This is a genomic window from Streptomyces sp. NPDC101219 (genome assembly GCF_044767675.1).
In the GTDB taxonomy this organism is placed as follows: domain Bacteria; phylum Actinomycetota; class Actinomycetes; order Streptomycetales; family Streptomycetaceae; genus Streptomyces.
The window spans coordinates 38,394-61,453 of sequence record NZ_JBIWOK010000005.1; the positions used below are offsets into that span (position 1 = coordinate 38,394).

15 protein-coding genes and 4 pseudogenes are annotated in these 23,060 nt (G+C 67.5%); 7 read left to right on the top strand and 12 right to left on the bottom strand.

All coding sequences use genetic code 11. The annotated features are described in order from the left end of the window. Positions 1-162: 162 nt before the first annotated feature. The 5 genes from ACIRPP_RS11110 to ACIRPP_RS11130 all read right to left on the bottom strand — a co-directional run bounded on the left by ACIRPP_RS11110 (position 163) and on the right by ACIRPP_RS11130 (position 7,580). A complete protein-coding gene (locus tag ACIRPP_RS11110) occupies positions 163-2,940 on the bottom strand; it encodes a protein kinase (protein ID WP_403640191.1) in 2,778 nt (925 codons plus the stop codon). 393 nt (positions 2,941-3,333) lie between these two features. After that, entirely contained in the window at positions 3,334-4,395 is a 1,062-nt protein-coding gene (locus ACIRPP_RS11115; RefSeq protein ID WP_403640194.1) for a hypothetical protein, read from the bottom strand. A gap of 154 nt (positions 4,396-4,549) precedes the next feature. Next, the gene (locus ACIRPP_RS11120) at positions 4,550-5,005 is read right to left on the bottom strand and encodes a Mov34/MPN/PAD-1 family protein (protein WP_403640197.1); all 456 of its coding nucleotides are present in this window, start codon (positions 5,003-5,005) and stop codon (positions 4,550-4,552) included. Next, the gene (locus ACIRPP_RS11125; protein WP_403640200.1) at positions 5,002-6,567 is read right to left on the bottom strand and encodes a ThiF family adenylyltransferase; all 1,566 of its coding nucleotides are present in this window, start codon (positions 6,565-6,567) and stop codon (positions 5,002-5,004) included. Before ACIRPP_RS11125 ends, ACIRPP_RS11120 begins: the two co-directional genes overlap by 4 nt. After that, positions 6,564-7,580 (bottom strand): nucleotidyltransferase, encoded by a 1,017-nt coding sequence (locus ACIRPP_RS11130; protein WP_403640203.1) that lies wholly within the window; start codon positions 7,578-7,580, stop codon positions 6,564-6,566. Before ACIRPP_RS11130 ends, ACIRPP_RS11125 begins: the two co-directional genes overlap by 4 nt. A 515-nt stretch (positions 7,581-8,095) precedes the next feature. Between ACIRPP_RS11130 and ACIRPP_RS11135 the strand changes: the two are divergent. Beyond that, positions 8,096-8,290, top strand: a pseudogene (locus ACIRPP_RS11135) (hypothetical protein); the annotation flags it as partial. 49 nt (positions 8,291-8,339) lie between these two features. Here the strand turns inward: ACIRPP_RS11135 and ACIRPP_RS11140 are convergent. Continuing rightward, positions 8,340-8,840 (bottom strand): NUDIX domain-containing protein, encoded by a 501-nt coding sequence (locus tag ACIRPP_RS11140; protein WP_403640206.1) that lies wholly within the window; start codon positions 8,838-8,840, stop codon positions 8,340-8,342. 293 nt (positions 8,841-9,133) lie between these two features. Here ACIRPP_RS11140 and ACIRPP_RS11145 point away from each other — a divergent pair. Next, positions 9,134-9,498: pseudogene (locus ACIRPP_RS11145) on the top strand (NUDIX domain-containing protein); the annotation flags it as partial. A 263-nt stretch (positions 9,499-9,761) separates the two neighbouring features. On the opposite strand, the gene ACIRPP_RS11150 reads toward ACIRPP_RS11145, so the two are convergent. Beyond that, on the bottom strand, positions 9,762-10,652 hold the full coding sequence (locus ACIRPP_RS11150) for a DUF5655 domain-containing protein (RefSeq protein ID WP_403641157.1): 891 nt from the start codon (positions 10,650-10,652) through the stop codon (positions 9,762-9,764). A gap of 201 nt (positions 10,653-10,853) precedes the next feature. Between ACIRPP_RS11150 and ACIRPP_RS11155 the strand changes: the two are divergent. Together ACIRPP_RS11155 and ACIRPP_RS11160 are read left to right on the top strand one after the other, a co-directional pair. Continuing rightward, positions 10,854-10,979, top strand: a pseudogene (locus ACIRPP_RS11155) (IS481 family transposase); the annotation flags it as partial. Positions 10,980-11,082: 103 nt separating this feature from the next. Next, positions 11,083-11,412, top strand: a complete 330-nt coding sequence (locus tag ACIRPP_RS11160; protein ID WP_403640209.1) for a hypothetical protein — start codon at positions 11,083-11,085, stop codon at positions 11,410-11,412. A 305-nt stretch (positions 11,413-11,717) separates the two neighbouring features. Here the strand turns inward: ACIRPP_RS11160 and ACIRPP_RS11165 are convergent, their stop codons facing one another. The 4 genes from ACIRPP_RS11165 to ACIRPP_RS11180 form a co-directional block, all read right to left on the bottom strand. Continuing rightward, the gene (locus ACIRPP_RS11165; protein ID WP_403640212.1) at positions 11,718-12,401 is read right to left on the bottom strand and encodes a DUF6308 family protein; all 684 of its coding nucleotides are present in this window, start codon (positions 12,399-12,401) and stop codon (positions 11,718-11,720) included. Positions 12,402-12,751: 350 nt separating this feature from the next. Continuing rightward, positions 12,752-12,988, bottom strand: a complete 237-nt coding sequence (locus ACIRPP_RS11170) for a hypothetical protein (protein WP_403640215.1) — start codon at positions 12,986-12,988, stop codon at positions 12,752-12,754. A gap of 101 nt (positions 12,989-13,089) precedes the next feature. Further along, positions 13,090-13,281 (bottom strand): hypothetical protein, encoded by a 192-nt coding sequence (locus ACIRPP_RS11175; protein WP_358494378.1) that lies wholly within the window; start codon positions 13,279-13,281, stop codon positions 13,090-13,092. A gap of 61 nt (positions 13,282-13,342) precedes the next feature. After that, entirely contained in the window at positions 13,343-18,628 is a 5,286-nt protein-coding gene (locus ACIRPP_RS11180) for a sacsin N-terminal ATP-binding-like domain-containing protein (protein WP_403640219.1), read from the bottom strand. 512 nt (positions 18,629-19,140) lie between these two features. Here ACIRPP_RS11180 and ACIRPP_RS11185 point away from each other — a divergent pair. Next, entirely contained in the window at positions 19,141-19,413 is a 273-nt protein-coding gene (locus ACIRPP_RS11185) for a helix-turn-helix domain-containing protein (protein WP_392708819.1), read from the top strand. A gap of 432 nt (positions 19,414-19,845) precedes the next feature. Here the strand turns inward: ACIRPP_RS11185 and ACIRPP_RS11190 are convergent, their stop codons facing one another. Further along, positions 19,846-21,345 carry a hypothetical protein gene (locus ACIRPP_RS11190; protein ID WP_403640223.1) on the bottom strand — a complete coding sequence of 500 codons (1,500 nt, stop codon included), beginning with the start codon at positions 21,343-21,345 and terminating at the stop codon, positions 19,846-19,848. Between the two features lie 434 nt (positions 21,346-21,779). Between ACIRPP_RS11190 and ACIRPP_RS11195 the strand changes: the two are divergent. Together ACIRPP_RS11195 and ACIRPP_RS11200 are read left to right on the top strand one after the other, a co-directional pair. Then, positions 21,780-21,956, top strand: a pseudogene (locus ACIRPP_RS11195) (helix-turn-helix domain-containing protein); the annotation flags it as partial. A 588-nt stretch (positions 21,957-22,544) separates the two neighbouring features. Beyond that, positions 22,545-23,006, top strand: coding sequence for a hypothetical protein (locus ACIRPP_RS11200; protein ID WP_229901339.1), 462 nt, complete (start codon positions 22,545-22,547; stop codon positions 23,004-23,006). Positions 23,007-23,060: the final 54 nt, after the last annotated feature.

Below are 23,060 nucleotides of genomic sequence, written 5' to 3' on the forward strand. Positions count from 1 at the left end.
TGGGTATGGCTGTGCTCATACTGCCCGGCGTCCCTCGTGAACTCCTCGCTGTGCAGGCGCTGCTGGTGATGCGCACAGTCCACACCTGTCCAACCGTTACGGGGGCGTACGGTCGGCCGGGGTGATGAACAGACGCGGAACTGCTCGCCGGGCGGGGTGTGGTCAGCCACTGGTTGCGGAGTTGATGGCGCCGCGGATAGCCATGTCGACGGTGCGCTCCCGCGTCAGGTCGGCGAAGTGCCCTGCGCTTTCGGGGTATTCGCGCAGGACGGCGGCGAGGATCTGAGCGGCCTGCCCACGCAGTTGGCGCAGCCAGTCCCGGATGGCGTCGTGCTGGTCCCACTCGTTGGACGCCGCGTCCCAGGTGCACATTCCGCGGGCCGCTTCCTCCAGCAGTTCCCACTGCTTGTCCCGGGCGGCGCGGACGGCGACGCCGCGAAGCCACGCGATGGCCCTCTTGGACTCGTTCCAGTGAGGCTGGCCGTTGCCGTCGCCCTGGACGTGCCCGGTCATCGCGTGCACGAGTGTGAGGGCCTGCTCAGGGTTGGCGAGGAGCAGCGGAGCGGCGGCCTTCATCTCCAGGTTCGGCAGGACGTCCAGGTAGAGCTCGTAGTCGTCGCCGTGGTCGGCGGCCAGCGCGAGCAGCCGGCCGGCGGCATTGGTGTCCCCCTCTTGGGCGGCCGTCATGAGTTCCTGGGCACGTGCGATCGGCAAGTCGATGTGAGGCGACGTCTCCCGCTCGACCAGGTCGAGGAACTCGGCGATGGTCTGCGGACGCTGGAGCGGATCCCGGTAAGTGCACTGCCTCACGACGCCGCGCCAGGGGCCCGGTGCCGGCAGAAGAGGCACGTTCGCTTCGGGTTCGATGCCCGTCAGCAGCCAGCCGATGACCTTTCCCAGGCTGAAGATGTCGCTGGAGGGTGTCGCGTTGTGGGGGTCGACGGACAGTTCGGGGGCCCCGAACTCAGCGGTGCCGATCTTGATGCCAGTGCGCTTGGGGTTGGTCGTCTGGCCGCGGGGGCGGCGCACGATGCCCCAGTCGCCGAGTACCCAACGGCCGTCGAGCCGCAGGATGTTAGCGGGCTTGATGTCCCGGTGGAGGTAGTCCAGGCGGTGGGCATCGGCCAGCGCCGCCGCGACCGCGTCCACCAGGGCCCGCAGTTCCTGGCTGTCGTGCTGCAGCTGGGGCTGGAGGCGTTCTGCGGTGTCCTGGGCCAGCGGCATGACGAACCACTCGGCCCGCGGGCTCGAGTCGAGGACCGGCATGACGTGGCGGTTGCCACCGAGGGCTTGGGCGGCCTCGATTTCGCGCAGCATCCGTGCGGTCAGCTGCTCGCGCAGCGACCTCGGCTTCTTGAACGCGACGACCGTGCCCGTCGGCTTGTGCACGGCCTCGTGGACGATCCCCATACCGCCCTCGCCGCCCGGCATCGGGAACTTCTCCAGGGCGTAGTCGCCGCGATTGCCGCAAGCCTGCTGGCGCACCGCGGCGTATGGATCAGCGGCGGGAGCTGGCGCCGGTTCCTCCTCGACCGCGGGGGAGACGGCAGGGGCGTGGCCGGTGATCTTCACCAGCACGGGGTGGACGACGCCGACATCGTTCGTCGGCAACGAACCCAGCAGGTAGGCGGGCCCGCCCTCCGGCGCTTGGGCGAGTCCGAGGACTTCGCCGAGCTGCACCGCGGCCACCGGGTCGCTCTTGTGGGCCGCCGCGTCGACGGTGTGCAGTTCCACGCCGATACCGGATCCGGCCCGCCCGGCCACCAGGACCGTGTCACTCCCCATGCAGGCTATGTGGCCCGGGTAGGACACCGGCGTCGGCGTCCAGTCCTCCCGCCCGCCGACGCTCGTACCGACGGCAAGGTCGACGACGGCGCTGTGCCCGCCAGCGGCGAGGAAGAAGCGCCGCCCGTCAAGCCAGTCGGCCGACCGCACCGCCGCATCGAAGGTGATGGAGAACCGCTGCTGATCGCCGACCTCATCGCTCAGACGCGTGAGTGCAAGGGTCGAGCCGGTGCCGGCGCCGAACGTCGCCCCAGACCCGGACAGAACCCACACGCTCGCCTCGGGGCCGAGAAGCAGGCTCGCATGCGGCTCGAACCCCCCGCCCAGCGCCCGCAGTTCGCCGTCGCGCCACATCACTACCGCATGCCCGCACGGGACGCACACGGCTCCGTCCGGCAGCACGACAGCGGCGCCATGCACACCGGGCAGTGGCAGCCGCCACCGCACCCCGCCACGCTGCAGATCGACCTCGGCCAGCCCGGCCTCGGTGCTGATCAGCGCCCGCTCGGCCGACTCCCAGGCAAGCCCGCTCGGCGGCAGCGGCCAGTCCTCTCCGGCCAGGACTACGGAGGCCACGATGCCCGGCTCCGTCCGGGCCGGCACGGTGACCGGTCCGGATGGCCGCGTCGGCAGGGACAGGGCGGGGGCTGGCTCCTCCGGCTCCTGCAGCAGGAGTTCGTGCAGCGGGGTGTACGGCGGCCGCGGCGTGCGGAACGCCGACCGGATGAGCGTTGCGAGCGGGACGAGGGCGCACACGGCGGCCTCCAGATGGTCACGGTCGAGTAGCACACCCCGCGTTCCCAGGACTGCGCGCAGGCCATCGTCCACCGCACCGGCCGGAGTCCTCGCACACACTAGGACCCATCGCACACCAGGAGGCAGGTCCCGCTGGTCAAGGGCCCGCACCGCGGCCCTTGCCGACTCGGCCACATCGGTGCCTGACGCAGCCGTCACGGTGATCACGTAGTCGCGTCCGGCGAGTTCGAAGAACACGGCCGGATCATCGGGCGAGTGGTAGTCCACCGTCGCCTCGGCGTCGGTGCGCCGGATCAGGGCCGCCACCACGTTGACCAGGAGCCGGTGCCTGCCCGGCTCCGACACCTCGTCACTGTGACACTGACCGTACTCGGCCAGCAACTCCCGTACGTCGTCCATCGACCCGCCCCGTGCATCGTGCCTGCCGGGCACCACGCCCGGAGGGGCGATTGTCGCCCACACCCGGACACGACGCGCGGTGATCACGAAGATCCGCCTACGCCCAGAGTTCAGCCGTCGCCGACAGCCCACCTCAGATTCGTCAAGGATCGAACTCATGACGCCGAGCGTCTCGACCAGGCCGCCGCCGAAGCGGGATCGAGGTCAGCACGAGAATGGCTAATTCGCAAATCACCGAGCGGGCCACCGCGCTAAGGAAGAACTTGCGGGCCGCGGACGCAGAAGGCCCCCGGGCGCGCGGAGTTACCGCGCCCTGACGTTTTCTCTGCCTGAGACCTTTCGAATCCTCATCACGAACCTTGACCAGGCACCCGACTCAGCCTTACGTGTCCATCAGCTGCTGTCTCTCCGCCAGGGGACAAGGTCAGACTGTCGTCCCAGTAGGTATCCCAGGGTGAGGGCGATCTCGGTCGGGCCGTCAGTGAAGATCCAACCCCGCAGCGCTGTGCCCTGCGTCGCGAGCATCTCCGTCATCTTGAGATTCCAATGGTGGTGGACATATCGAACCAGTGCCTCGTAGACGTCCCGTCGATCGGGGACGTTGCCCGACCGGGTGGCGAAAATCAGAGCGCCGGCGCAGTGTTCTCGGTCTGCCGGGGAGCCGGTGAAAAGGTATTCGTCATGCTGGCCCGCACGTGCGGCAGCAAGTGCCTTCTCCCGAGTGCCGGCGAGGTGTCCGGCCATCGGCAGGATGAGCGCAATCCGTCGCGCTGTGTCTCCGTCAGGGCGGTCGAAGGACAGCCACTCTGGGCCGTCGGTCTCTGGGTCTCGTGCCAGCACGTCGCGCAGTGTCTGCAAGTCTTTGGTATCGGGCTGGCGGGTCAGTTCGCTGTGTAGGCGGAGAGCCTCGAAGATGCCGACGCCGTCCTCGTGGGACTGCCTCATCAGCCGGAGCGAGGTGTGGCGCTGGTCCCGGAGGAGCTCGCCCAGTCGGTACGCATCGTGATGGCGCGCGGTGACGTAGAGGGAGACGTTCTCGTATGGCTGCTCCGCCTCCAGAATCCGGGCCTGGAGTACGCGGTGTGCAAAGCGAACACGGTCGTGAGCGTCGCCGGGAACCTGTTGTTGGCTTCCGAGCAGTTCGGAGACGTTGACGGTAAAGCAGCTGGGGTGCCGCTGCAGGGCGTCGGCGCGCAGTGCGGGCAGCCGTGTGACATCCCACCCTCGTTCACTCACGATGACGACGATGCCGACGCCTTCTTTGCCGTGAAGCAGTGTGGCGGACACGGCGAAAACCAGTACGGCGGCAACGGCGACGACCGCAAGCCACCACAGGTGTCCTCCCACTTCTGGCACTGCTTGCGCAAGGTTGGGCAGCAGTCCCACGGCGAGGCCGGCCGCTGCGGATGCGGTGATGGTCAACAGCCCCTGTGCGGAGGTCAGGAACCGCAGCAACCAAGTCACTCTCTGCGACGCCACACGTTCCCCAATTCCCTGTATGCGTTAGACGAACGAGGGCCCGTGCACCCCTTCGCCCGGCCGGAAAGCTCGGTGACACGTCCGCGCTGCCGCGTCCTTGACAGTCGCATCCACGCACGCTGACGCCGTATCACCTGTCGCCAGACCGGTGGTGGATTGTAAGTGGGCAGAGGTGCCCCTGGTCGGCAGAGCGTGCTTCGAACGTGTCGTCATTGCGGTGGACCAGCAACAGCAGCGGCTGGCTGTATCCGCGGGAGGCATTGCAGATGGATTGCTCGTCCTGGCTGCTTGGGCCGCAGCGTGCGGGGTGGGTGTGCCAGTCTCCAACGTAGCCGAGCCAGGGGTGGTCCAAGTCCGTGAGCGCCCGGTCGAGCGCGTCCTGCGCTCGGTGATCCGCTCGCGTCCAGGACGACGTCGTCGCATCCGGGTCTGGCACCTCGATGGCGTAGCGGGCCACGATGGCGTCGTCCTCCCACCAGCCGAGCAATAGACCTCCCGTCTCGGTGCGTCCAGCGGCAGACGCGGCTGCTCGAATGACGTCCAGAGCGCTGGCAAAGAGAATGGCTTCCAAGTGCCGCTGTTTCACTTCACCACCTGATCTTGCGGCATGGGCCCCGGGAGCACCAGCCCGATGTGGGTGTACTGCTGCTCTGGTTGAGGACGGCTCACAAACGCGACGGACGTTGGGAGCTCGCAATGTCCTGCCAACTCGTCGAGCACCACGCAGCAAGCCAGTTCGGCAGCGGCGACGACCGCTGTCGGTGGGGTACGCGAAACAGGGCTCCCGCAGCCGTTCTCTCGCAGCTCGTTCTGATCATCGAGAGCAGGCAACGGGGGGAGAAAGGTCTCTACACCCCGGGCCGGAAGTCGATCGACGCGTACGACATCTCCGTCACGTTGCGCACAGACTGTCACAACCGCCTTGTCCGCTTCGGCGTCGGTGGTATTCGCAGCGAAGGCGAGCATACTCGTGGCGCGTGCACTTCCTGTCGCGTCCACAACGATTCGGTGGTGCTGGACCAGCAGTTTGGCCTCATCGGCCGAGGTCATTGCCGTTGTCACGGACCGCACTGCGTCGATCGCCGGGTCGATGGCCGTGAGGCAGTTTCGGACCGCCTCTGATTTCCAGGCGCCGACCTGTTCGAGGCCGGCGAGGTGTCGTACGACGTTTCCGGGGCGTAGTCGTTCGTGATCAATAAGGGTGAGACGCCGGGCCCCCGCGCGGAAGAGCAGAGCGGCCGTGAACGATCCGATGGCGCCGCATCCGACGATGGCGATGGGTACGTCTGCGAGTTGTGGCGCCATCGTGCCGGCCCGCAACTGCCGTGTGAAACTGCTGGTGTCCGCGCTCTCGCAGGCTCGCACCTTGATCTCATCGGCCGCGTACTTCACCGTCAGGGCCAAGACCGACTGCTGGTCACCGCGTTGATAGCGGAGCAGCACCAGGTTCACCACGCCAGCTGCAACGAGTTGCTCTACCGAAGCCGCGCGCTCCCCGAGTACGTCGTGAATATCGGCCCAGGACCGGACAGGTCTGTGAATCTGTCCCAGATCCTCCACCCACACAAGCTGCCTGTCTGCCCGGCTGAATCCAGGGCGCCCTGCCCGTTTCTTCAAACGGTGCGGGGTATTCCGGATCTCCACCGTGCCGCTCGTGGAGCCGCGGCGGGTGCGTACAGCGTGGCCCTCAAGGCGAGCCAGGCTCTCGGCGTCGTAGAGCACGAACGTCGTCGGGTCAGCTTCGAGGTACCGCTCAAGATCACAAACGTTGTCTCCCGGCCATCCAACCGCTGTCTGCTCGAGCCAGCCAGCGATTCGGGACAGCAACTCGTCGGGATCAGTCCACGGTGCTCTGTCGGCCGGCCATGCGTCGTCCCACAAGCACAAGTTGCCGGAGACTCCAGGACGAGCTGCACGGTCGACATGAAAGGTGACCTCCAGCTGTGAACCCGGGTCAAGAAGTCGGACCTGCGGTGGATAAAAGGGGAAGCGTTCGTCGACTTCGATCTCCACGCGCGCTCGGGCTTCGGCACCACCAGCACCGCGCCAGGGAACAGGCCCTCGCAGGCGTACACCGTCGTCGGTGAAGCCACGTGCTACCAAGCCCTCGCGGAGCAGGTCAGCATCCCAGCCATCGGCCCCGCTCACGCGTAGCGGTCCTGCCCCGCCGGGACTGCCGGCGCACCCTTGAGGACACTCCTGCTCTTGGTCGTTCCGTCCGCGTTGCAATAGTCGGGCAGGGGAAAGACATCCTCCGGAACCTCGGTGTTCTCAGTCGTACCCAGCAGCTGACGCCACTTCACAGCTGCCACGCACCGATCTTCTTCACCAAGTGCCGCCTCGGCGAGATCTGCAGCCTTCGCCATCTGGTCTGCCGCTGCCTCAATCTGCTCTGACGTGGCCTTCGTCTTGATCGTCTTATCGGGCAATGTGGGATCGACCGGTCCTTCATCCACGTGCTCCGGCAGCATCTCGGCGATCCGTCGCAGGATGCGAGTGAGGTATGCGGCGACCGTCTGCTCGTCCGGCTGCAACTCCTGAAAGGCGTGGTAGGTCAGGACCTCGAAGTAGTAGCCACCCGGTTGGCCATTGACCCACGTACGGCGCACCTGTCGGACGAGTTTGACGATCCGGACATAGACGCCGCTGTCATCGTCGTCGTCATACAGGAGGAATGACTTGTTCGCCGCGGTTGTCAGCTCCGTCATTTTGGTCGGATTGGTCTCCACCCACCGCGCCCGGCCGTCTCCCTCGATCCGCTGAGGTATTTCCCAGTGATCTCCACACGGTCGTGCGATCACCACGTCCACCGACAGGTCGTAGTCGGGGAAGTCGACCTTGACCGAGCGATGCTGGCGCTCCACGTCTCCCGGGAACGTCACGCCAAGAATATCGGCAACATGATCAAGAATTGCCCCTGGCCTGAGAGACCCGTCGGCTTTGGTCAGCCGTGCGAAGACATCGACATCCTTCACCCGCTTGATGGAAACGTGCCGCTTGTACGACCCGATGAGCAACGGATCGACACCAAGCCCACGAAGGCGTTCGTCACCCTCCAGCACCTTCGATACCTGCGCGTGTGCGACTTGCGCGTGAGCGGCGTCCTCATCTGGCTCGACAACGCTCAGGGCCTCTCCGAATTGGGTGGGAAGCGCGGCCATCCTTGGTCCTCTCTCCCAGTGGTGCGCCGCTTCCGGAGGAGGGCTCTCAGCCGCGAAGCCACATACGCCCGCTGCGCTCCAGCTCGGCCCCATGCCGAACACGCACCACATCGCTCCCAAGAGGCTACGACTCACCACTGACAATCCCGGCCCATGTCGACCCACCGCCCCTTCGGCGCCCAGGGCCGAAGGCAAGCCGTGCGGAGATCCACCGCACCCAGCAGCCCACCGGGCACATCACTTCGAGCGAGCGTGACATGAGGACGTCTGATCAAGATCAGGACCCGCCCGCAGGCCATCATGACTGGTCAGAAGCCCACAGGGCAATTGTGGAAGGCGTCACCCGTACGACGCCGGGGGGAGGAGATCCTCGGCATCAACATCGAGGAGCTGGAGCTGGTCGGCCGCCGAGCCCCAGTGAAGGCGAAGGGTGCCCGGCCGCGTACGCGCCGCCGCGGCGGCCCGCGCGAGGACTTCGTGCTGGGAGCCCGTCTTCTCGGAGGCCGGCACCGCCCGTTTGGGGCCATTCCCTCGCCGTCCCGGCCTTGGCGGAGCGCGTGTGGAGCGCGCGGCGGCCCGGCCTGGAGAGCAGGTCCGGCCTGCTGATGGCGCTGTTCTACTGTGCGAAGGTCGCAGGGCCGCACGCGCACCCCGAGGATCCCCGGCTGGAGCCAGCCAGGGAGGAAGGAAGCTGCGCGGCTCATTGCTGAGCTTCACGACGCCGCGCAACGCTCCCGCGGAAGCCGCCCGAACTGACCGTCATCCGGCCTCTGGCCAACCGTCGAACGAAAGGATCGGGCCCCCGTCCAGGTACCGCTGCACGGCAACCAGGGTGGTGTGCGTGAAGGGCTGCGGAAGGTCGTTCGGAGGCACCCAAGCGATGGTGTCGTGCTTGTGCGGTTCCGCATTGTGGGGAGTTCCGCTCCACCGGTCGGTATGAAAGATCAGGGCCATGAACATCCCCGGGACCTCCACTCCCCAGCAGCCATGGACCACGTGGACGAGGCGCAGGTCCGCCTCGGCGACCACGACGCCCGTCTCCTCCTTCAGTTCTCGTACCGCAGTCGCAGTGATCGGTTCCCGGGACTCGCCCTTGCCGCTTGGGACATCCCACTCGCCGGGTGCGAAATCCAGGTGACTGCTCCGGCGCAAGATGAGGAGTCTGCCGTTGTCGGGATTCGTGACGAGTACGGCGGCGATGAGCCGCGTCGTCATCGGTTCGCTCTTCCACCGGGCCGCCGGCTGATCGGACTCAGTCAATCGCCTTCCTCCAAACGATCTCGATGGCATGGGAGCGACGCACCCAGCGCGGGGCGGGCCAGTCTGCCGCAGAAGCCAGCCGGTCCGCCTCGTCTTTTCGCGGCACGAACCCCGCTGGCCGCGCGACACGACCAGCCCTCGCCCTGTGGTCGAGCCTCTCAACGAGGCACGCGTACACCTCACCCTGGCCACGGCCTGCTTCATGCTGGGTCCGCCGGTCTGGAGATCCGGTCGCCGCTAGGCGGCCCTCCGACCCTGTGCATGCCACACCGCGGCCAGTAGGAACTCACGCCATGGCCGACGTCGTGAGGCGCAGCGCCCGCGCCATCTTCCTCGACGACGAAGAACTTGTCCTGATCTAGCGCATCAAGCCGGCCGGGATCCCTACTGGGTGACGGTCGGCGGCGGCGTAGAAGCCGACGACCACACCATCGAAGCGGCCCTCCACCGCGAGGTGTTCGAAGAACTCGGCGGCACAGTGGACCTCGCTGAACTCGTCTACCTGATCACCGACAACCTCAACGGCGGCATCGGCATCCAGCACATCTTGGCCGCCCGCCTGGTAGCGATGGAAGTGACCGCGCAGATCGGCACGGAATTCACAAAACCGGAACGAGGCGACTACGAGGTCGTCCGAGTCCCGTTGACGCCCTCTGCGAACTGAATCTGGTCAGGCGCACCGCACGCAGATCCGGCTCATCCTGGCCAGCCTCATTGGAGCCCAGAGTCCGCCCCCCATCGCACCTGACTACCAGGCCGGGCGAGCAAGTAAGCGGCGGAGTCCCGGTTACCGAAACCGGGACCCCGCCGCACTATTAGTAGTCCACCGCCACGTCCGTAACCGCCACTGTGAAAGCCCAGCAGACAACGACCATTCACAACCGAATAGCTGGCGTTGCCGTCTTACCCGCCATGAAGCCGCTACGCCGCGGCGTAGCTGAGCCGGAACAGTTCGAGGGCGCGCTCCAGGTCACGCTCGGTGCGCAGCTGTACCTCCAGGTCGCCCGTGCCGTGGTGGCCGAGCCCCTTCACGTCCCGCGTAAACCCGGGCACGAGGTCCACCCCCTTGGGGTCCGCCTTCAGGTAGACCAGCACCTTGGTCTGCTGGGGCGGTATGACGCAGGCGAAGTTCCGCAGCCGCTGATAGGCCACGTACTGCTTGCGCTGGACACGGGTGACGTCCTCCCCAAGGCCGAGGAAAACCTCGGTGACAGCCTCGGCCAGCTCCGTCATGGCACCTGTGCTCTTCGGGGTTGCCGGGAGCACGCCCGTGCGCCGGCGAGCCCGTCGGCTCGCACCTGGCTGCCCAGTGACCGAAGCCACGGTCTCAAGCCCAATGAGGTCGTTGCCGAAGTACCGGTAGCGGACCAGGTCGATGCTGCGCCGGTGCTCACGTACGGCGTGGGCGTCGTAGCGGGTGAAGTCCCCGGCGATGCAGATCAGCCTAGGCGCGCTCCACAGGACGTGGGCCGCGGCTGGTACCCCAAGCCGGTCGCGGACCAGGCTGTCGAAGGCGCCTCTGTGCGCAGTGAGCCAGGCCATGTAGTACAGGCCCTGATTGATCACGCCGGCGTCCGTGCCGCGCTTGTACTCGACGATCACCGGTGCCCCGTTCTCGTCTATCCCCAGCGAGTCGATCCGTCCACCGTCGACGCAATCGATGACGTACTCGCTCGCGAGGAACGTGACGCCCAGCATCGTCTCCATGTGCGCCTCGACGAGGCTCTGCACGTCCGCCTCAACCTCAGCAAGACGCGGCATGACCTCGGCCACGCCGCATTTCGTCGTATGGAACAGCTTCAGGCTCGCCACCTTCCCCTCCTCGGCTAGGGGATCAACAACGTCGAGCAGGTGCAGATTTGTTTCCACGGGGGGCTTCGGCTGCGTGAAGAAGGTGGGAGCCTTCCCTTGCCAGCGCACAGCCTCGCCTCCTGCGTCGCTGTCATACGCGGTCTACCTGACCGCATCTGCTGGCTCATGTCGATCTGCTCCTCCGGTTGATCGAGTGGCCGCGAACAGGAACGACGCGAAGCCTTCCCTGACTGGCTGCGCACCTACAATCACCACCGCTGACACACCGCGCTCAAGGGCCAACCACCCGCTAGCCGCGTCGCCAACCTCACAGGGCAATACAACTAGGCCCGGGAGGAAAGCCCGTAAGCGCCTGGCCGGCGACCCAGGACTACAGCTGGTCCCATTCCGGCTACGACTGCTCCATCGATGCACCGGTCACGTCACCCTGTTGAGCCACTGGCTCACGGACGGCGCCAGCCTGCGTCAGCATCCGAGCAGACCGTTCTGGTACGACACCAACGGCACCCATCAGGTCCAGCACCGGACCCACACCCGGCCCACGGGCAAGGTCAGTAACCTGCTCGTGGCTGAGGATTGGCTCCTCGAGCGCCTCTCCGCTCTCGGAACGGGCCTCGTGCAGGGGATCCTCGGAGAAGGCCAGCCCGTGACCACCGAACCGCTCACCTGGCAGGAGTTCAGCCAGGCGGCTGGGGTGCGGACCAACACCCGCACCATGATCACGCCGAGAACCAGCACGGTCAGAAACAACTACCACTGACGTGGCACTGGCGGCACTGCGCCCCCACACTCTGTATAGAACCGAAAGAGTGGCTCCGGGCAGTGGGAGTGCTCAGGGACTTTTCTGGGACCTCCGGCTGCATCAACGGGCATGAGCGTGAAACAGCCGAAAGTTCATTCACCAGGTCAGGAGCGCGTAACCACCCATCACAGCAGCTCACGGGGCTGCCTGGTCTCTTCCGGGACATCTGCCCGGTAGGGCTCAATATGTCTGCGCTTAGCCTCGCCCGCCCTCAGTGCCCCATCGGCCTCCGCATGTGCCTTCCCACCACTCCACCTCAGGGCTCAGCTCGTCGCGACCTGGCCCTGCCGACCTTGGAGCATCCAGGCGATGACGTCGAACACACGCAGGACGCCGATGTCCTCACCGATACCCGTCTTGCCGCGGAGATGGATCAACTGATCATGGAAGGCACCGTTGTCCACCCGCAGGGCCGCAGACAGCGCGGCCCAGAAGGAGTGGTCCACCTTCGGTCGCTCGAATAGCTGCTTGATGCGGATGTCGTAGATGGGGATGAGGTGCGGCCGCTTGCGGGCCAGCAACTTACCTGCCACAACCGGGCCGCTGCCGTCGGGTTTCCCTGGGTAGCGCTTAGTGCCAGCTAGGCGTTCCCACAACTCCCACGCGGGTCCATCCTCCTCCATGAGCGCATCGCTTCCAGGATTCTCCAGGCGCGCGTCACGAGGGATTAGCGACAGCAGGCGCGCCCAGTGCCCGTCGGGGTCGGTCAGCAAGTTGATCGCCCCATGCGGCTCTAGGGAGACGTTGAGCATGGTGATGGCTAACAGGTCGTTGCTGTCGAAGCGGTCTGCGACATGCTCGGCGTCGCCGCCCCCGCCCAGGCGCTCGAAGTGCGCGCCGGAATAGAACAGGTCACCGCTTGACCGTCGTCGGGTGAAGTACTCGACCAGCAGACTCACGGCGTTCTCGTCGTCCCAGTAGATCTCCGGGATCTGCAATCCGATCACTAGAGGCCCCCCAACTCCCTCGCGCACAGTGATATGTCGGCGGACTGTACAGCAGTGAGATCAGACGGTGGCTCGGGCGGAATGCGCCCCCGACGCGCGTGCCTGCGCTACACCGTTTTGAGGTGTGGGATGGCTTCTTGCACCGATCCCACCCACGCGGCGGCCGCGATAGCCAGCCGCGAATAGGCTCGCATGCGGCTGGTCCTTGCCGACCAAGTGCAGTGCGAGCAGCGGGGTTTGGATACCTATGACCGCATCCTCGGCGTCATCGACGGCGGGCTTTCCTCCGATGAGAGAGTCGCCTGATGGCCAGCAAGCAGACCACGAAGGGCCGGGACCCTGCGGCTCACTCACTTCGGCACCTCCGGCAGCGCCGGCACCGTCGCGATGGACTGGATGGTGGACTCCCACTCCCCGGTCCGCGTGTTCTTGAACCGAAGATGCAGCACCTCGAACTCGTCCGGCACCCAGTCGAACTCGCCGACCTCGTCCTGGTCGAAGATCTGGTGCTCCGCGAACAGCTTGGCGAGCTCGATGTCCGTGGACGCCTGCATGATGAACTTGCCAACCTTAACGACGTGCATCACCGGACGACCCTGCGCCTCCGCCACCCGGACGCTCTCCCAAAACGGCTCGTACCTCCTGGCGGACTTGGTCATCCCAACCCACTCGTCGCGCCTGATCTCGCTCACTTCGGCCCCTCCAGCTTGCTCGTCATCACCGGCGTCCAGCTCTGCACATACTCCACCTTCGGCGGCTTTACGACCGCCAGGCGGTTGGCCTCCTGCACGGGCTCCGCTTCCGCCTCCACGCGCAGCGCCGCGTGACCGTGCAGAGCCACCGGCTCGGCTCGGCCGTGCCCACTCAGTGTCCAACCCATGCTTGCCAAGCTCGTCAACAAGGCCAACGTCTCACAGCCAGCCGGGCCCGAACTTATTGATTCAGCCAAGGTTGAAGCGGAGCCTCAGCTGGGTGCTAACCAGTTCGTAGCCTGCGAGGTCCGGAGCGCCGAATGGGTTGGGCAGGACGGTGATGGCGCGGCGGTCGCGGTCGAAGACATGGGAGACGTACACGATGAAGTACGTCTCGCCCGGGGCCAGCCGGGAAGCGCGTCGTACCTCCGACTCGCCCAGCATGATCTCTCCGCTGTCGCCCGTGGACGCCTTGACCTCGTAGAGGTAGGCCGCGTCGCCGTCGTGGATGAGGAAGTCGTAGCCGAGCCTGTCGTCCCCCGGCTGTGCTCCGGCGAGTCCGTGCACGCGCAGGCTGGACTTCCATGAGTCCTGTGGTTCGACGCCGAACTGCTTGTGCAGCCAGGCGGCCACCGCCGCCTCCCCCGCTACGCCCACCGGCACGGTGCGGTCCTGGTCGTTGCCCGCGGCCTGGTAGGAACCGCCCTGCGATCCCGTTCCGGGCTGTGACGGGGTGCGCGGCCGGGGAATGCGGGGAGCGAGCGTGGTCACGGCCGTGGCCGAAGTGGCGCGTTGTTCCGGTGTCAGGTCCGCGGCCACCTCACGGGCCAGTGCGGCCAGGTCGTCGGGGCCCGCCGGGACGAGCCTGCCGTTCAGGGCCACTTGGGGGCCGGGCACGGGTGCTCCGGACTGGCCTCTGCCCGCGGCCATGCCGCTGTTCCCGGCAGGCGCCGACGAGCGCGTCGGGGACAGCCCGAGTTGGGCGCGCCGGTCCGACAGGGGCATGTCCGTCGGCCAGTGGCCGTGGTGGCTGAGCCAGGTGATCAACGCCTTCGTGGATAGGACCTCGAAGTCCAGCAGCCCTTCGTCGTCCAGCGCTCGCAGCACCTCCTGCGGGGGTGGCGGCACCACGGTGTGGCTCGTCGGGTGCAGACGCTGCCATTCCTGGATCAGCTGCCGTAGACGCGGCAGGTGCTGGTGGACGGCGGTGGTGGATGCTTCGCGGACCTCGGTGAGCGGCGGCAGCGCGCGGGACGTCGGCGGTTGCGCGGGGAGCGATCGGGTCAGCCAGGCGTCCGCGTGAGCTTGGAGGAGCTGGTCGGTGAGGTCCCAGAGTGTCGTGTGCCAGGTCGGGTCCGGCGCGAGTGTGGGCAGGCCCCGCAGGCGCACGTAGGCGGCCAGGGACCGGCCGGAGCGGTGGACGTCGGCGTGGGCGTCCCTGATCCGCTCGGCGAGTGCGGGACGGTTTCGCTGGAGCCAGGTCGCGAACTGCCGTTCGTGCCGGTCGGTGTTGTCGATCTGCGGCAGACTCAGTGCGCGCCAGGCGCGGTTGGCCTCGGCCAGGGTTACGGACAGGGCCCTCAGCTGCCGTTCCGGGTCGTCGTCGAGGAGCCGCATGAGGCGTTCCGCGTCGGGTGCGCCGGTGCGGGCGGTGAGCCAGGTCAGGAGGGCTGCACGGTCGGGGAAGTCCTCGACGCGCTGTTGGAGTTCCTCCGCGAGGTCGAGGTCGAGGCAGGCGAGGAGCGGCACGAGCCGCGCGCTGCCGGAGCGCTGCGAGGCCCGCTCGGCGAGGACGGCGCGCAGTTGGTGCTGCCGTAGCTCCAGGACGTCCGCGAGATCCTCCTCGGACACGTCGTCCGTCTTCAGTCCCCGCTCCTCCAGCCGGGTCAGGGCCTTCCACAGGATGTCCGCGAGGTAGGGCGCACGGATGAGAGCGGCCAGGGCGGGGGCGGCGGTACGGAGCACCCGCCAGCCGGTGCGCGGCCCGCTGTGCACGACGACGACACAGGGCCGGTCGGGGTGCGGGTGAAGCAGGGCGCGGTCCGTGCCGTTCTCGGTGAGACGGTGTCCGGCGATCCAGACGACGGCCTCGTCGGCCACGGTCACCTCGCAGCGGCGCAGCAGCCCGGTCGACTCGGCCACGGTCACAGGCTCCGTCCGGGACGCGCGCTCCTCGTCGAACTCCACCAGGGCCGCGACCAGAGTGAGCAGCCAGGCGCCCGCGTACTGGGTCAGCGGCAGGCGCATCGCCTCACGGACGGGCAGCCCGTCGACCTGGATGTCGTGTGCGGCGTCGCTGCACCGTTGGACGTCGAACGTCGCCCCATGGTCGAGGAAGGCGTGGACCCGGGCGCCCAGCGCCCTGTCCCTGATCGGGATCACAGGTACCGGGACGCGGTCCAGGAGGGCCCGGTTCTGGGCGCCGTCCGGGTCCGGGACGAAGACCGTCTCGTCCGTCTCCGTCAGGTCCAGCGGTTCGAGGGCACCGGCCCGGTGGACCAGCAGCCGGTGCGGTGGCGTGGCGGGCCCGCCGTCGGCGGTGCGTGTGCCGCCGTTCGCGGGCAGCAGCTGGGCCCATGCCTTCTCGTACTCCTGCCCGATCTCGTGCGCGTGCCTGCCTTCACGCAGGTGCGGGACGGCCTGCACCAGGTTGGGCAGATGGCCGAGCCGGTCGAGCGCGGTGCCGGGGTCGTCCCAGGCGCGGATGCCGATCAGGCCGAGGCGTGCCACGAGCTTGGCGGACCGCCTGCTGCGCAAGGTCGCGGGCACCACGCCGAGGAACGGCGGCGGGGACTGAGCGCCCTGCCACCACCAGGTCCGGCCCGCCGTGGCGAACACGATCCCCTCAGCGGGGGCGCCCGGGACGGTGGTCTGCGGGATCCACGGCGCGTGAGCGAGGAAGGCGGCCAACGGAGTGGGCCAGGGGGTACCCGCGGAGTCGGTGTGGCGTACGAAATGCATCTCCAGCGCGGAGTCCGGCCACGAGAAAGCGAGGCCGTGCACAATGAGTTCCGCGTAAAGCCTGCGGTCCTCCTCACCGAAGGCGGCGTAGTCGTCCTGTCCGGGCAGCACGTCCGCGGAACGGGCGCGTGAGTGGTAGGCCACCTTGAGGTAACCGACCCGCCGCCGGTTCGGCCAGCGCTCGGCGGTCGTCCGCCACTGCGGCAGCAGATCCCGCCGGTTCGGAACCCAGAAACGAGCGGGCCAGTTGAGATCCTGGCCTCGCACTTCGGTGCGGAAGACCTCGTGCCGGGGACGCAGGCCGTGAGCGACGCCGTGCCGTTCGAGGAAACGCCCCATGGCCTCGACGGGGAGCGTGTCCCCGCACAGCTCCTCGGGGCGCGGGAGGAGACGCTGCTCCGTCTGAGTCAGTACGGACGACAGTCCCCGGACGCGCTCCAGGAACCGGGTCAGAGTGTCATCGATGGAAGAGTGCTCACCGGGCCATCCCGGCCCGAACATGGCACGGCTCGCCTCCTGCCAGCCGCCCCGGGTCGGTACGCGGAGATCCTTCAGCTGCGGAGCCCTGCGCCCCTCGGTCTCCAGCGCGTGGGAGACCGCGCAGGCGTAGCGAAGGCAGGCCAGGCGCACGCCGTCCTCGACTCCGCCCTCTCCGTCCGCCCTCAGTGCCGCGGCCACGACCTCGAGCACCCGGTCGGCTCCGTACTCATGGACGAGGCCGGCGGTCCTGAGCCAGGTGCGGCCCTGCGCTCTGCGCTTGCGGCCCTTGCCGGTCCAGGCGATGCCCTCGTGCACGAAGTGCAGACGGCCGGACAGCCCGTCGGGCAGGGCCGGAAGGGAGCCGCCCCGCGGGGACTCGCGGTCGAAGAAGACGCCTTCCCCGCCAGCCGGTGCCGGCGACGCCGACCCGGATGTGAGAACGATCCGCTTGCCGGTCAGGTCCGAGCCGTCGGGGAACTCCTGCGAGAGGTCGTAGTAGAAGTCCGCCCACCATCCAGGGTCGAAGGGGGCACTGGCGGCGGCCTCGGCGAGCCGCTCCGCCCAGGAGGCGAGGCGCTCCGGCGGCGGTTCGAGGCGCGTGCCCACACTCCTCGCGAGAGACACCAGCCGTCGCAGCCGTACGGAATGCAGCTGCGGGTCGAGGAGATCGGTAACCCCACTGGCGGCGACCGCGTGCGGGGTGAAGGCCGTGGCGTGCTCCTTGCCTTCCCACAGCACTGCCCGGTGCAGGGAGGTGCGCGTGCCGGACGCCGTGGCGATCACAGGGATGAACGGGACCTGGGCGATGCCGTGGCCCAGCCGCTGGAAGGCGGAAGTGAGCCGGGTCAGTGCCGTGGGCGACCGCCAGCACATCAGGTCGACCAGCGCTCCGGCGGGAACGGGGGCCCGTCCCTCGGCCGTGGCGAGCACCGCGCGGGCACACGTCTCGGCCACGGTGTCGAGCAGCAGGCCATTCCACGGCACGGCCTCGTTGAATGAGCGCCGGTTCATTTCGGCGAAGAACGGGGCGTGAACGAAGCCGCGCAGGGGCGCCGGGATCTGCTCGCCCATCGGCAGGAAGGTGTACAGCCGCCCCTCCCGCAGGGGATCGGCGACCGGTACGGCGACGCGAACCTCGGCCTTCTTCTCCCAGGCCATCCAGTCGCGTCGCATCCCGCTCTTCTCGATCGACGCGGTGAGCGCCTCCCGGGCGCGGTCCGGGTCGACCTTCCCGCAGACGACGATCAGTCGCATCCGCCGGCGCAAGGTGACCAGCTGCACCTTCAGGCCGCGGGTCTGGTGCAGCACCTCCACCTGGCGGTCATACGTCTTGCCCCGGGTTTTCCCTGCGACCCGCCGCTCCAGCCGGACACGTTCCAGGCGGTCAAGAAACAGCTCGAACGGGGTGCTGTCGTCCATGAGTTCCCGCACCTGCGCCCCGGCGGCCGAGCGCGCGTCGGCCGACTTCAGCGGCAGACGGACGACGGTGACGAAGCCCCGGCGCACGAAGTTGTGGACGCTCTTCGGTGCCTCCTCCAGGAAGACGGGCACCTTCAACGTGAGCAGGTTCTCCTTCAAGTAGTCGTCGAAACCGGCGCGTTCGGGTGCCACCTCCCGGGCGAGAGTGTCGTAGTCATCGAGCCGGGCGAACCGGAAGGTGAACCCGTCGGGGACCCGGGATCCCTCCCTGGCCACGCTGTAGATCTCGGGCGCGTCGCACAGGTGCAGCACGCTCTTGAAGCCCACGCCCTTGTGGCCGATCCCGGCGTCGGCACGCTTGCTGGACAGGGCGATGCTGCACAGGTCCTTGAAGTTCTTGCCGCCGAACGGCTTGCCGCCATTGGCCACATAGAGGGTGCCGTGCTCACCCTCGTCCTCGTCCAGCCGGATCTCGATACGTCCGTCGGCGGCGCCGGCCAGGTGCGCGTCGTGCGCGTTCTGCAACAACTCGATGAGCACCCGGCCCTCGTACTCGGGCGCGATGATCGTCTCGGCCACCGCCTTGGCCTCGCGTGCCGCGTCCCGGCCGTCGTCCCAGTCCCGCAGACAGCCCCGCACCTCGACCAGTGCCTTGTCGTGAACGCGCTTGCGCACCGCGGCCCTACGGCGCTCCCGAACCCGCTCCGCCGACCCCCGCCGACCCCCCGCTGCCATACCGCTGCTCCCCACCCCCGTGCGCCTCCGCCCCGCTCTGCCGGTGATCCTACTGACCGGGAAGGAGCCCTGAAGGGCGTTTGACACGAGCGGCCCTGTGACTCCGCAGCACCTGCAAAGCGGCGCAACATAGCGCGGGATTGCCGGTTAGCCAAACCGGCAATCCCGCGGATCATTAATGGCCCACCGCCAACACCTGCTCGCATGTCGGAAGGAATCGCGAAGATGACACCAGATCGACTCCGAGAGCGAAGATCCCTGGTCCCCCTTCAGCTCTCTGCAGCACGCAACAACCCCGTCACCGATCGGCGCGCTCTCTCAGCTGGTATCGGTGTAACCGCTACCGGCCCTTGCCGCTGTGCCGTTTTTTGCCAGCCGACTCCGCAGTACGGGGCCCCAGCCACCGACTCTAAAAATAGCGATACCGCCTGAGCAAGGAGAAACACTTCGAAATGCATCAAGAAGGCAAAGCGCCGTCAGGCCCCCGCTACAGCCCTATCCGCATTCGGGCTACCTGGGACGGAACAGGGAGCGTGGAAGATGCATCAAGGGCACTGGGATTCTCACGAGCGAAGGGCTACGACCTTATTCGTCGCGGAGAGTTCCCCTGCCGCGTGCTGCGCATCGGCCGTACGACACGTGTCGTCACCGCGTCCCTGCTCCGCGTGCTCGAGAGCGGGGTGCCTGAATACAACGGTACCCACGCCGACCGCGACACGTCGTAGCACGATTCGCGCAGAAGCCCCGATGGGGTGCTTCCCGAACGGCTTCGTCGTATCAAGGGCTCCGAACGCTCGAGAGAGGTGAAGTCGACAGTTGTGCCCATCGGGGACGCCCCACTCCCTTGTGCGCTCCCTGCAGAAGCCCCGTCGGGTATGGATCCCCGACGGGGCTTCGCCGTATCACCGACATCTCACAGCGCGCTCGCCCATACAGGCTGCGGCCCCCTGGGCGCCGGGGCTCCTTAATCAGTGTCGGCAAATCGCTGCCGGACGAGGAGAAGAAGTACAGGGCGTTCCCGTAGCCTGGGCCCACGTTGCCGTCGAGATCCCTACTCCCTACCAGCGCTCCTCGGGAAGCGGGCGGCCGCTCAGACCTCACCGATGAGTTACCTCCCGCACAAACGCTGCCTCTGCTGACCGAGTTCGGGAGGAGAGTCAGCGGTGACCGGGCATGATCGGATCGGTGGGTTCGACGGCCATGTATGTCTCGGCCGTCCTCGCCTCCAGCACCCCGCCTCTGGCTTCGGGCCCTTCCACCACGAGGGGAGCACCGCGCAGGAGTCCGGCCGGCACCTCTTGGGTCCTGTACGCGTTGGCCATCTCCCGCCTGACCGTCACCAGTCGCTCGTCCTCGCGCTCGTAGAAGGTGCGCCGCGCTTTGCGGCTCATCTCCTCACGTTCCTCGTCCGCCCCGCGCCGCACGAGGAACGGAGCCGCAGGGAACAGGGGCTCCTCCGCTGGGATCTCCGTCTGCATCTGGTGCAGATGGGCGCAGGCCGCGTACAAGCCACGCGACAGGCCAAGGTGGAGGCCAATACCGGGGATACGCCCGACCACGAACTCCTTCACGGTCGAGTGCTGTTCCTGCCGAAGCCGCTCGTAAGGCACCCCTTCGGCCAGCACACGCCTGCGTAGATCGCGGGTCCCGGCATCTAGTTCAAGCGGCCTCATGGCGCTCTTCCGCCTGGATGGTCCGCCATGTCCCGGCCCCGTTTCCGCAAGCGGGACGACCCGCAGGTCCTGGACTGCCCCGAACGCCAAGGCTCTGAAGACGAGAAGTTGGTCCCGCGCGACACTGAGCAGATCGTCCGGGGTCTCGTCCAGTGAGGGTTCGCCTCCGTCACTCGAGGGGTCTGGTAGGGAGTGGACGCCGCCGACCGGGGACGGGCCCACGAGAGTGGTGTGCACCATCATGACGAGGTGGTCGTCCTCCCAGCGGCCGGGCTCCGGCAGTACCGTTCCGCAGAGCACCTGCCGGTGCGCGACGGCGATCTCCGCCGTCGCCTGGTCCAGCTGCCACTGTCCGTCGCGCATGTCGCCGACTCCCAGTGACTTGCGCGCCTTGGCTTCGATCAGCCACGGCAGCGCCTCGACCGCGTGATTGCCGTAGAGATCTGGGAGCTTCTTCGTCGGATCCACCAGCTCGGGTATGCCGCAAGCCTCCAGGTGCACGGTGGCCGGCAGCCCCGCCATACCGACCGTCAGCCACTGGGCCATCGTCATGCCCAGGTGGTATCCGAAGGCGGCATGGGCGCTGCGTTCTGTGCCGTGGCGGTAGACGGCGTTCACGAACAGCCGCCGCTCCGCCGCTCCAGCGGGCGCCTTGAAATCCTTGAGTGTGAGATACGCCTGCAGTGGGGCAACGCGGGCGATGAGTTCGTTGACGGCGAATGCCGGCGTCTTCCGCAGCCAGGGTGCCAGGTCGCGGCCCGCGCTGGTCGCCGCCGTCACGAGTTGCCGCCAAGTGGTGGTGGCCAGGTATTCACCGTCTGCCGGGAGCGCGTCGGTCACCGGCCATGGCTGCGCGGCCTTCGGCGCCTGGCGGCGGTCCCACTTCGCCAGGTCTCCGTCGGAGCGCACGCGGACAGGTATGTCGAGTGCGTCGGCCAGCGTGAAGGTGAAGTCCGAAGCCTCGGGAGGAGGGGTGAACGCCATGAGGGGAGCCTGCCAGAGCGCGCGACTCCACCTCCACCAGTGACCGGAATGGACGGTCCGCGTTCAGCACCACATCGGCCAGTTCGAAGAGCGCGTCCGCACGTCTGGTCAGGAGAACTCGTCCCGAAGGAGTGACCTGGTCGGCGTGGTGGCTCTCGTAGAGGTGACTGCGGTGTTCGGCGGCCAGGCCGAGCCAGGCGGTGACCTCGGGGCTGGCGTCCCATCCGCGCACGGCCTTCCCCACGCTGTCGTGCACCACGGCTCCTTCACTGGCCGGCCCTGCGACCGAGAGGCACAGACCGCGCGCCTCCTGAGGGGCGACCAGCGTTGGCCCCAATCTCTGGACGGTAGATACCTGCAGCCGCCTTGGCCGGATCAGGATCGCCCCGTCGTGAACAGTTGCAGTGAACTGTTCACTACGTTTTGCTTCCGGTATGGCACAGTCCCTCCGCCCCCAGGCCCTGCAACGCCAACGACTGTTCAGAGACATGAGCGTGGAACAGCTCGCCGACGCTGTAGGGGTTACGCCACGTGCTGTACGCCACTGGGAAGCGGGAACACGGACTGTTGGTGACCGAGCTTTCGGCCGATTGCTAGAGGTTCTGCGATGTGGTGCGCAGGATCTGACAGGGCGCGAACCGGGTACCGAGAATCTGGCCGACTTGCGTCGTGATGCTGGCTTGAGCACGGAAGAAGCCGCCTCAGCTCTACGACGCAAGCGTGGTGCGCACGGCCTACATATCAGCGCCGAGAAGATCCGCGATCTTGAACGCGGCAGACGTGTGCGCGGCTGGATGTGGGGATCTCCCGAGACCCTGGGGAGGGTGGCGCACATGATCGCCCAGGTCTATAAAGTCCCCGACCGGGTGGTAATGGATGCCTGGCGCCGCAGCCGCCCGGAGGACCCCCTTCCAGTGCTTCCCGTCCGACGTCCCCGTCAGCCTTCCGAGGAGTCGATGGCTGTATGGAGGGCCCTCAACAAGCGGCAACGTACCTATCTGACGTGCATCTTCCGTCACGATCAGGAGGTAGAGGAAGAACAGCGGCAGGCCCGCTTGGTGGGAGCGGAACAGCGACCGGCAGCCGAGTGGCGGCGCATGACGTTGGCGGTCTCCGCCTCGTCTGATGTAGTCGGGTACACCCGCATTCAGGAGGGGCTGCGCGCAGCGGGGGTACATGACCCAGGAGCTGGATCGTCGGTGGCCGCTTTGGAGCGGCGTGGCCTGATCGTCGTGTACCGGGACCGGCTGTATGTCGACGGTCTGGGGGATATCCCCCGTACCCGGGTGGAGATGACCCGGCACGGGCGAGCGGTGGCCCGTGCGGCCCTCGGGGCTCCCCGGGAAGCAGGACCACCTGCGCCGCTGCTGTCGTTGTGGCTCTGGAAGATCATGGTCCGGGTCGCGCGCGCCGGAGCGCAGGGGGTGGACGGCAGCCTCGCCGGGCGTGGGCCGCATTACCTGGCGGTGGGGCAAAGCCCTGATGGACGGACCCCGAGCCGGGGCTTCATCGTGTTGCGGCACCCCGACGGAGTGACTCACGGACCGTACCGGTGGTTCCTCACCGACTCCGGGCGAAGCCACATCGCCGACCACCTCGACGCCTACCGCGGCCTGTATCCCAGCATCGACACCGAGGGCCTCGACGAGAGCTCTGGCTGAACTCCCCTCCGGATTCCCAGGGCCCCATTGTCAGTGGCCTGCCGTATGGTCCGG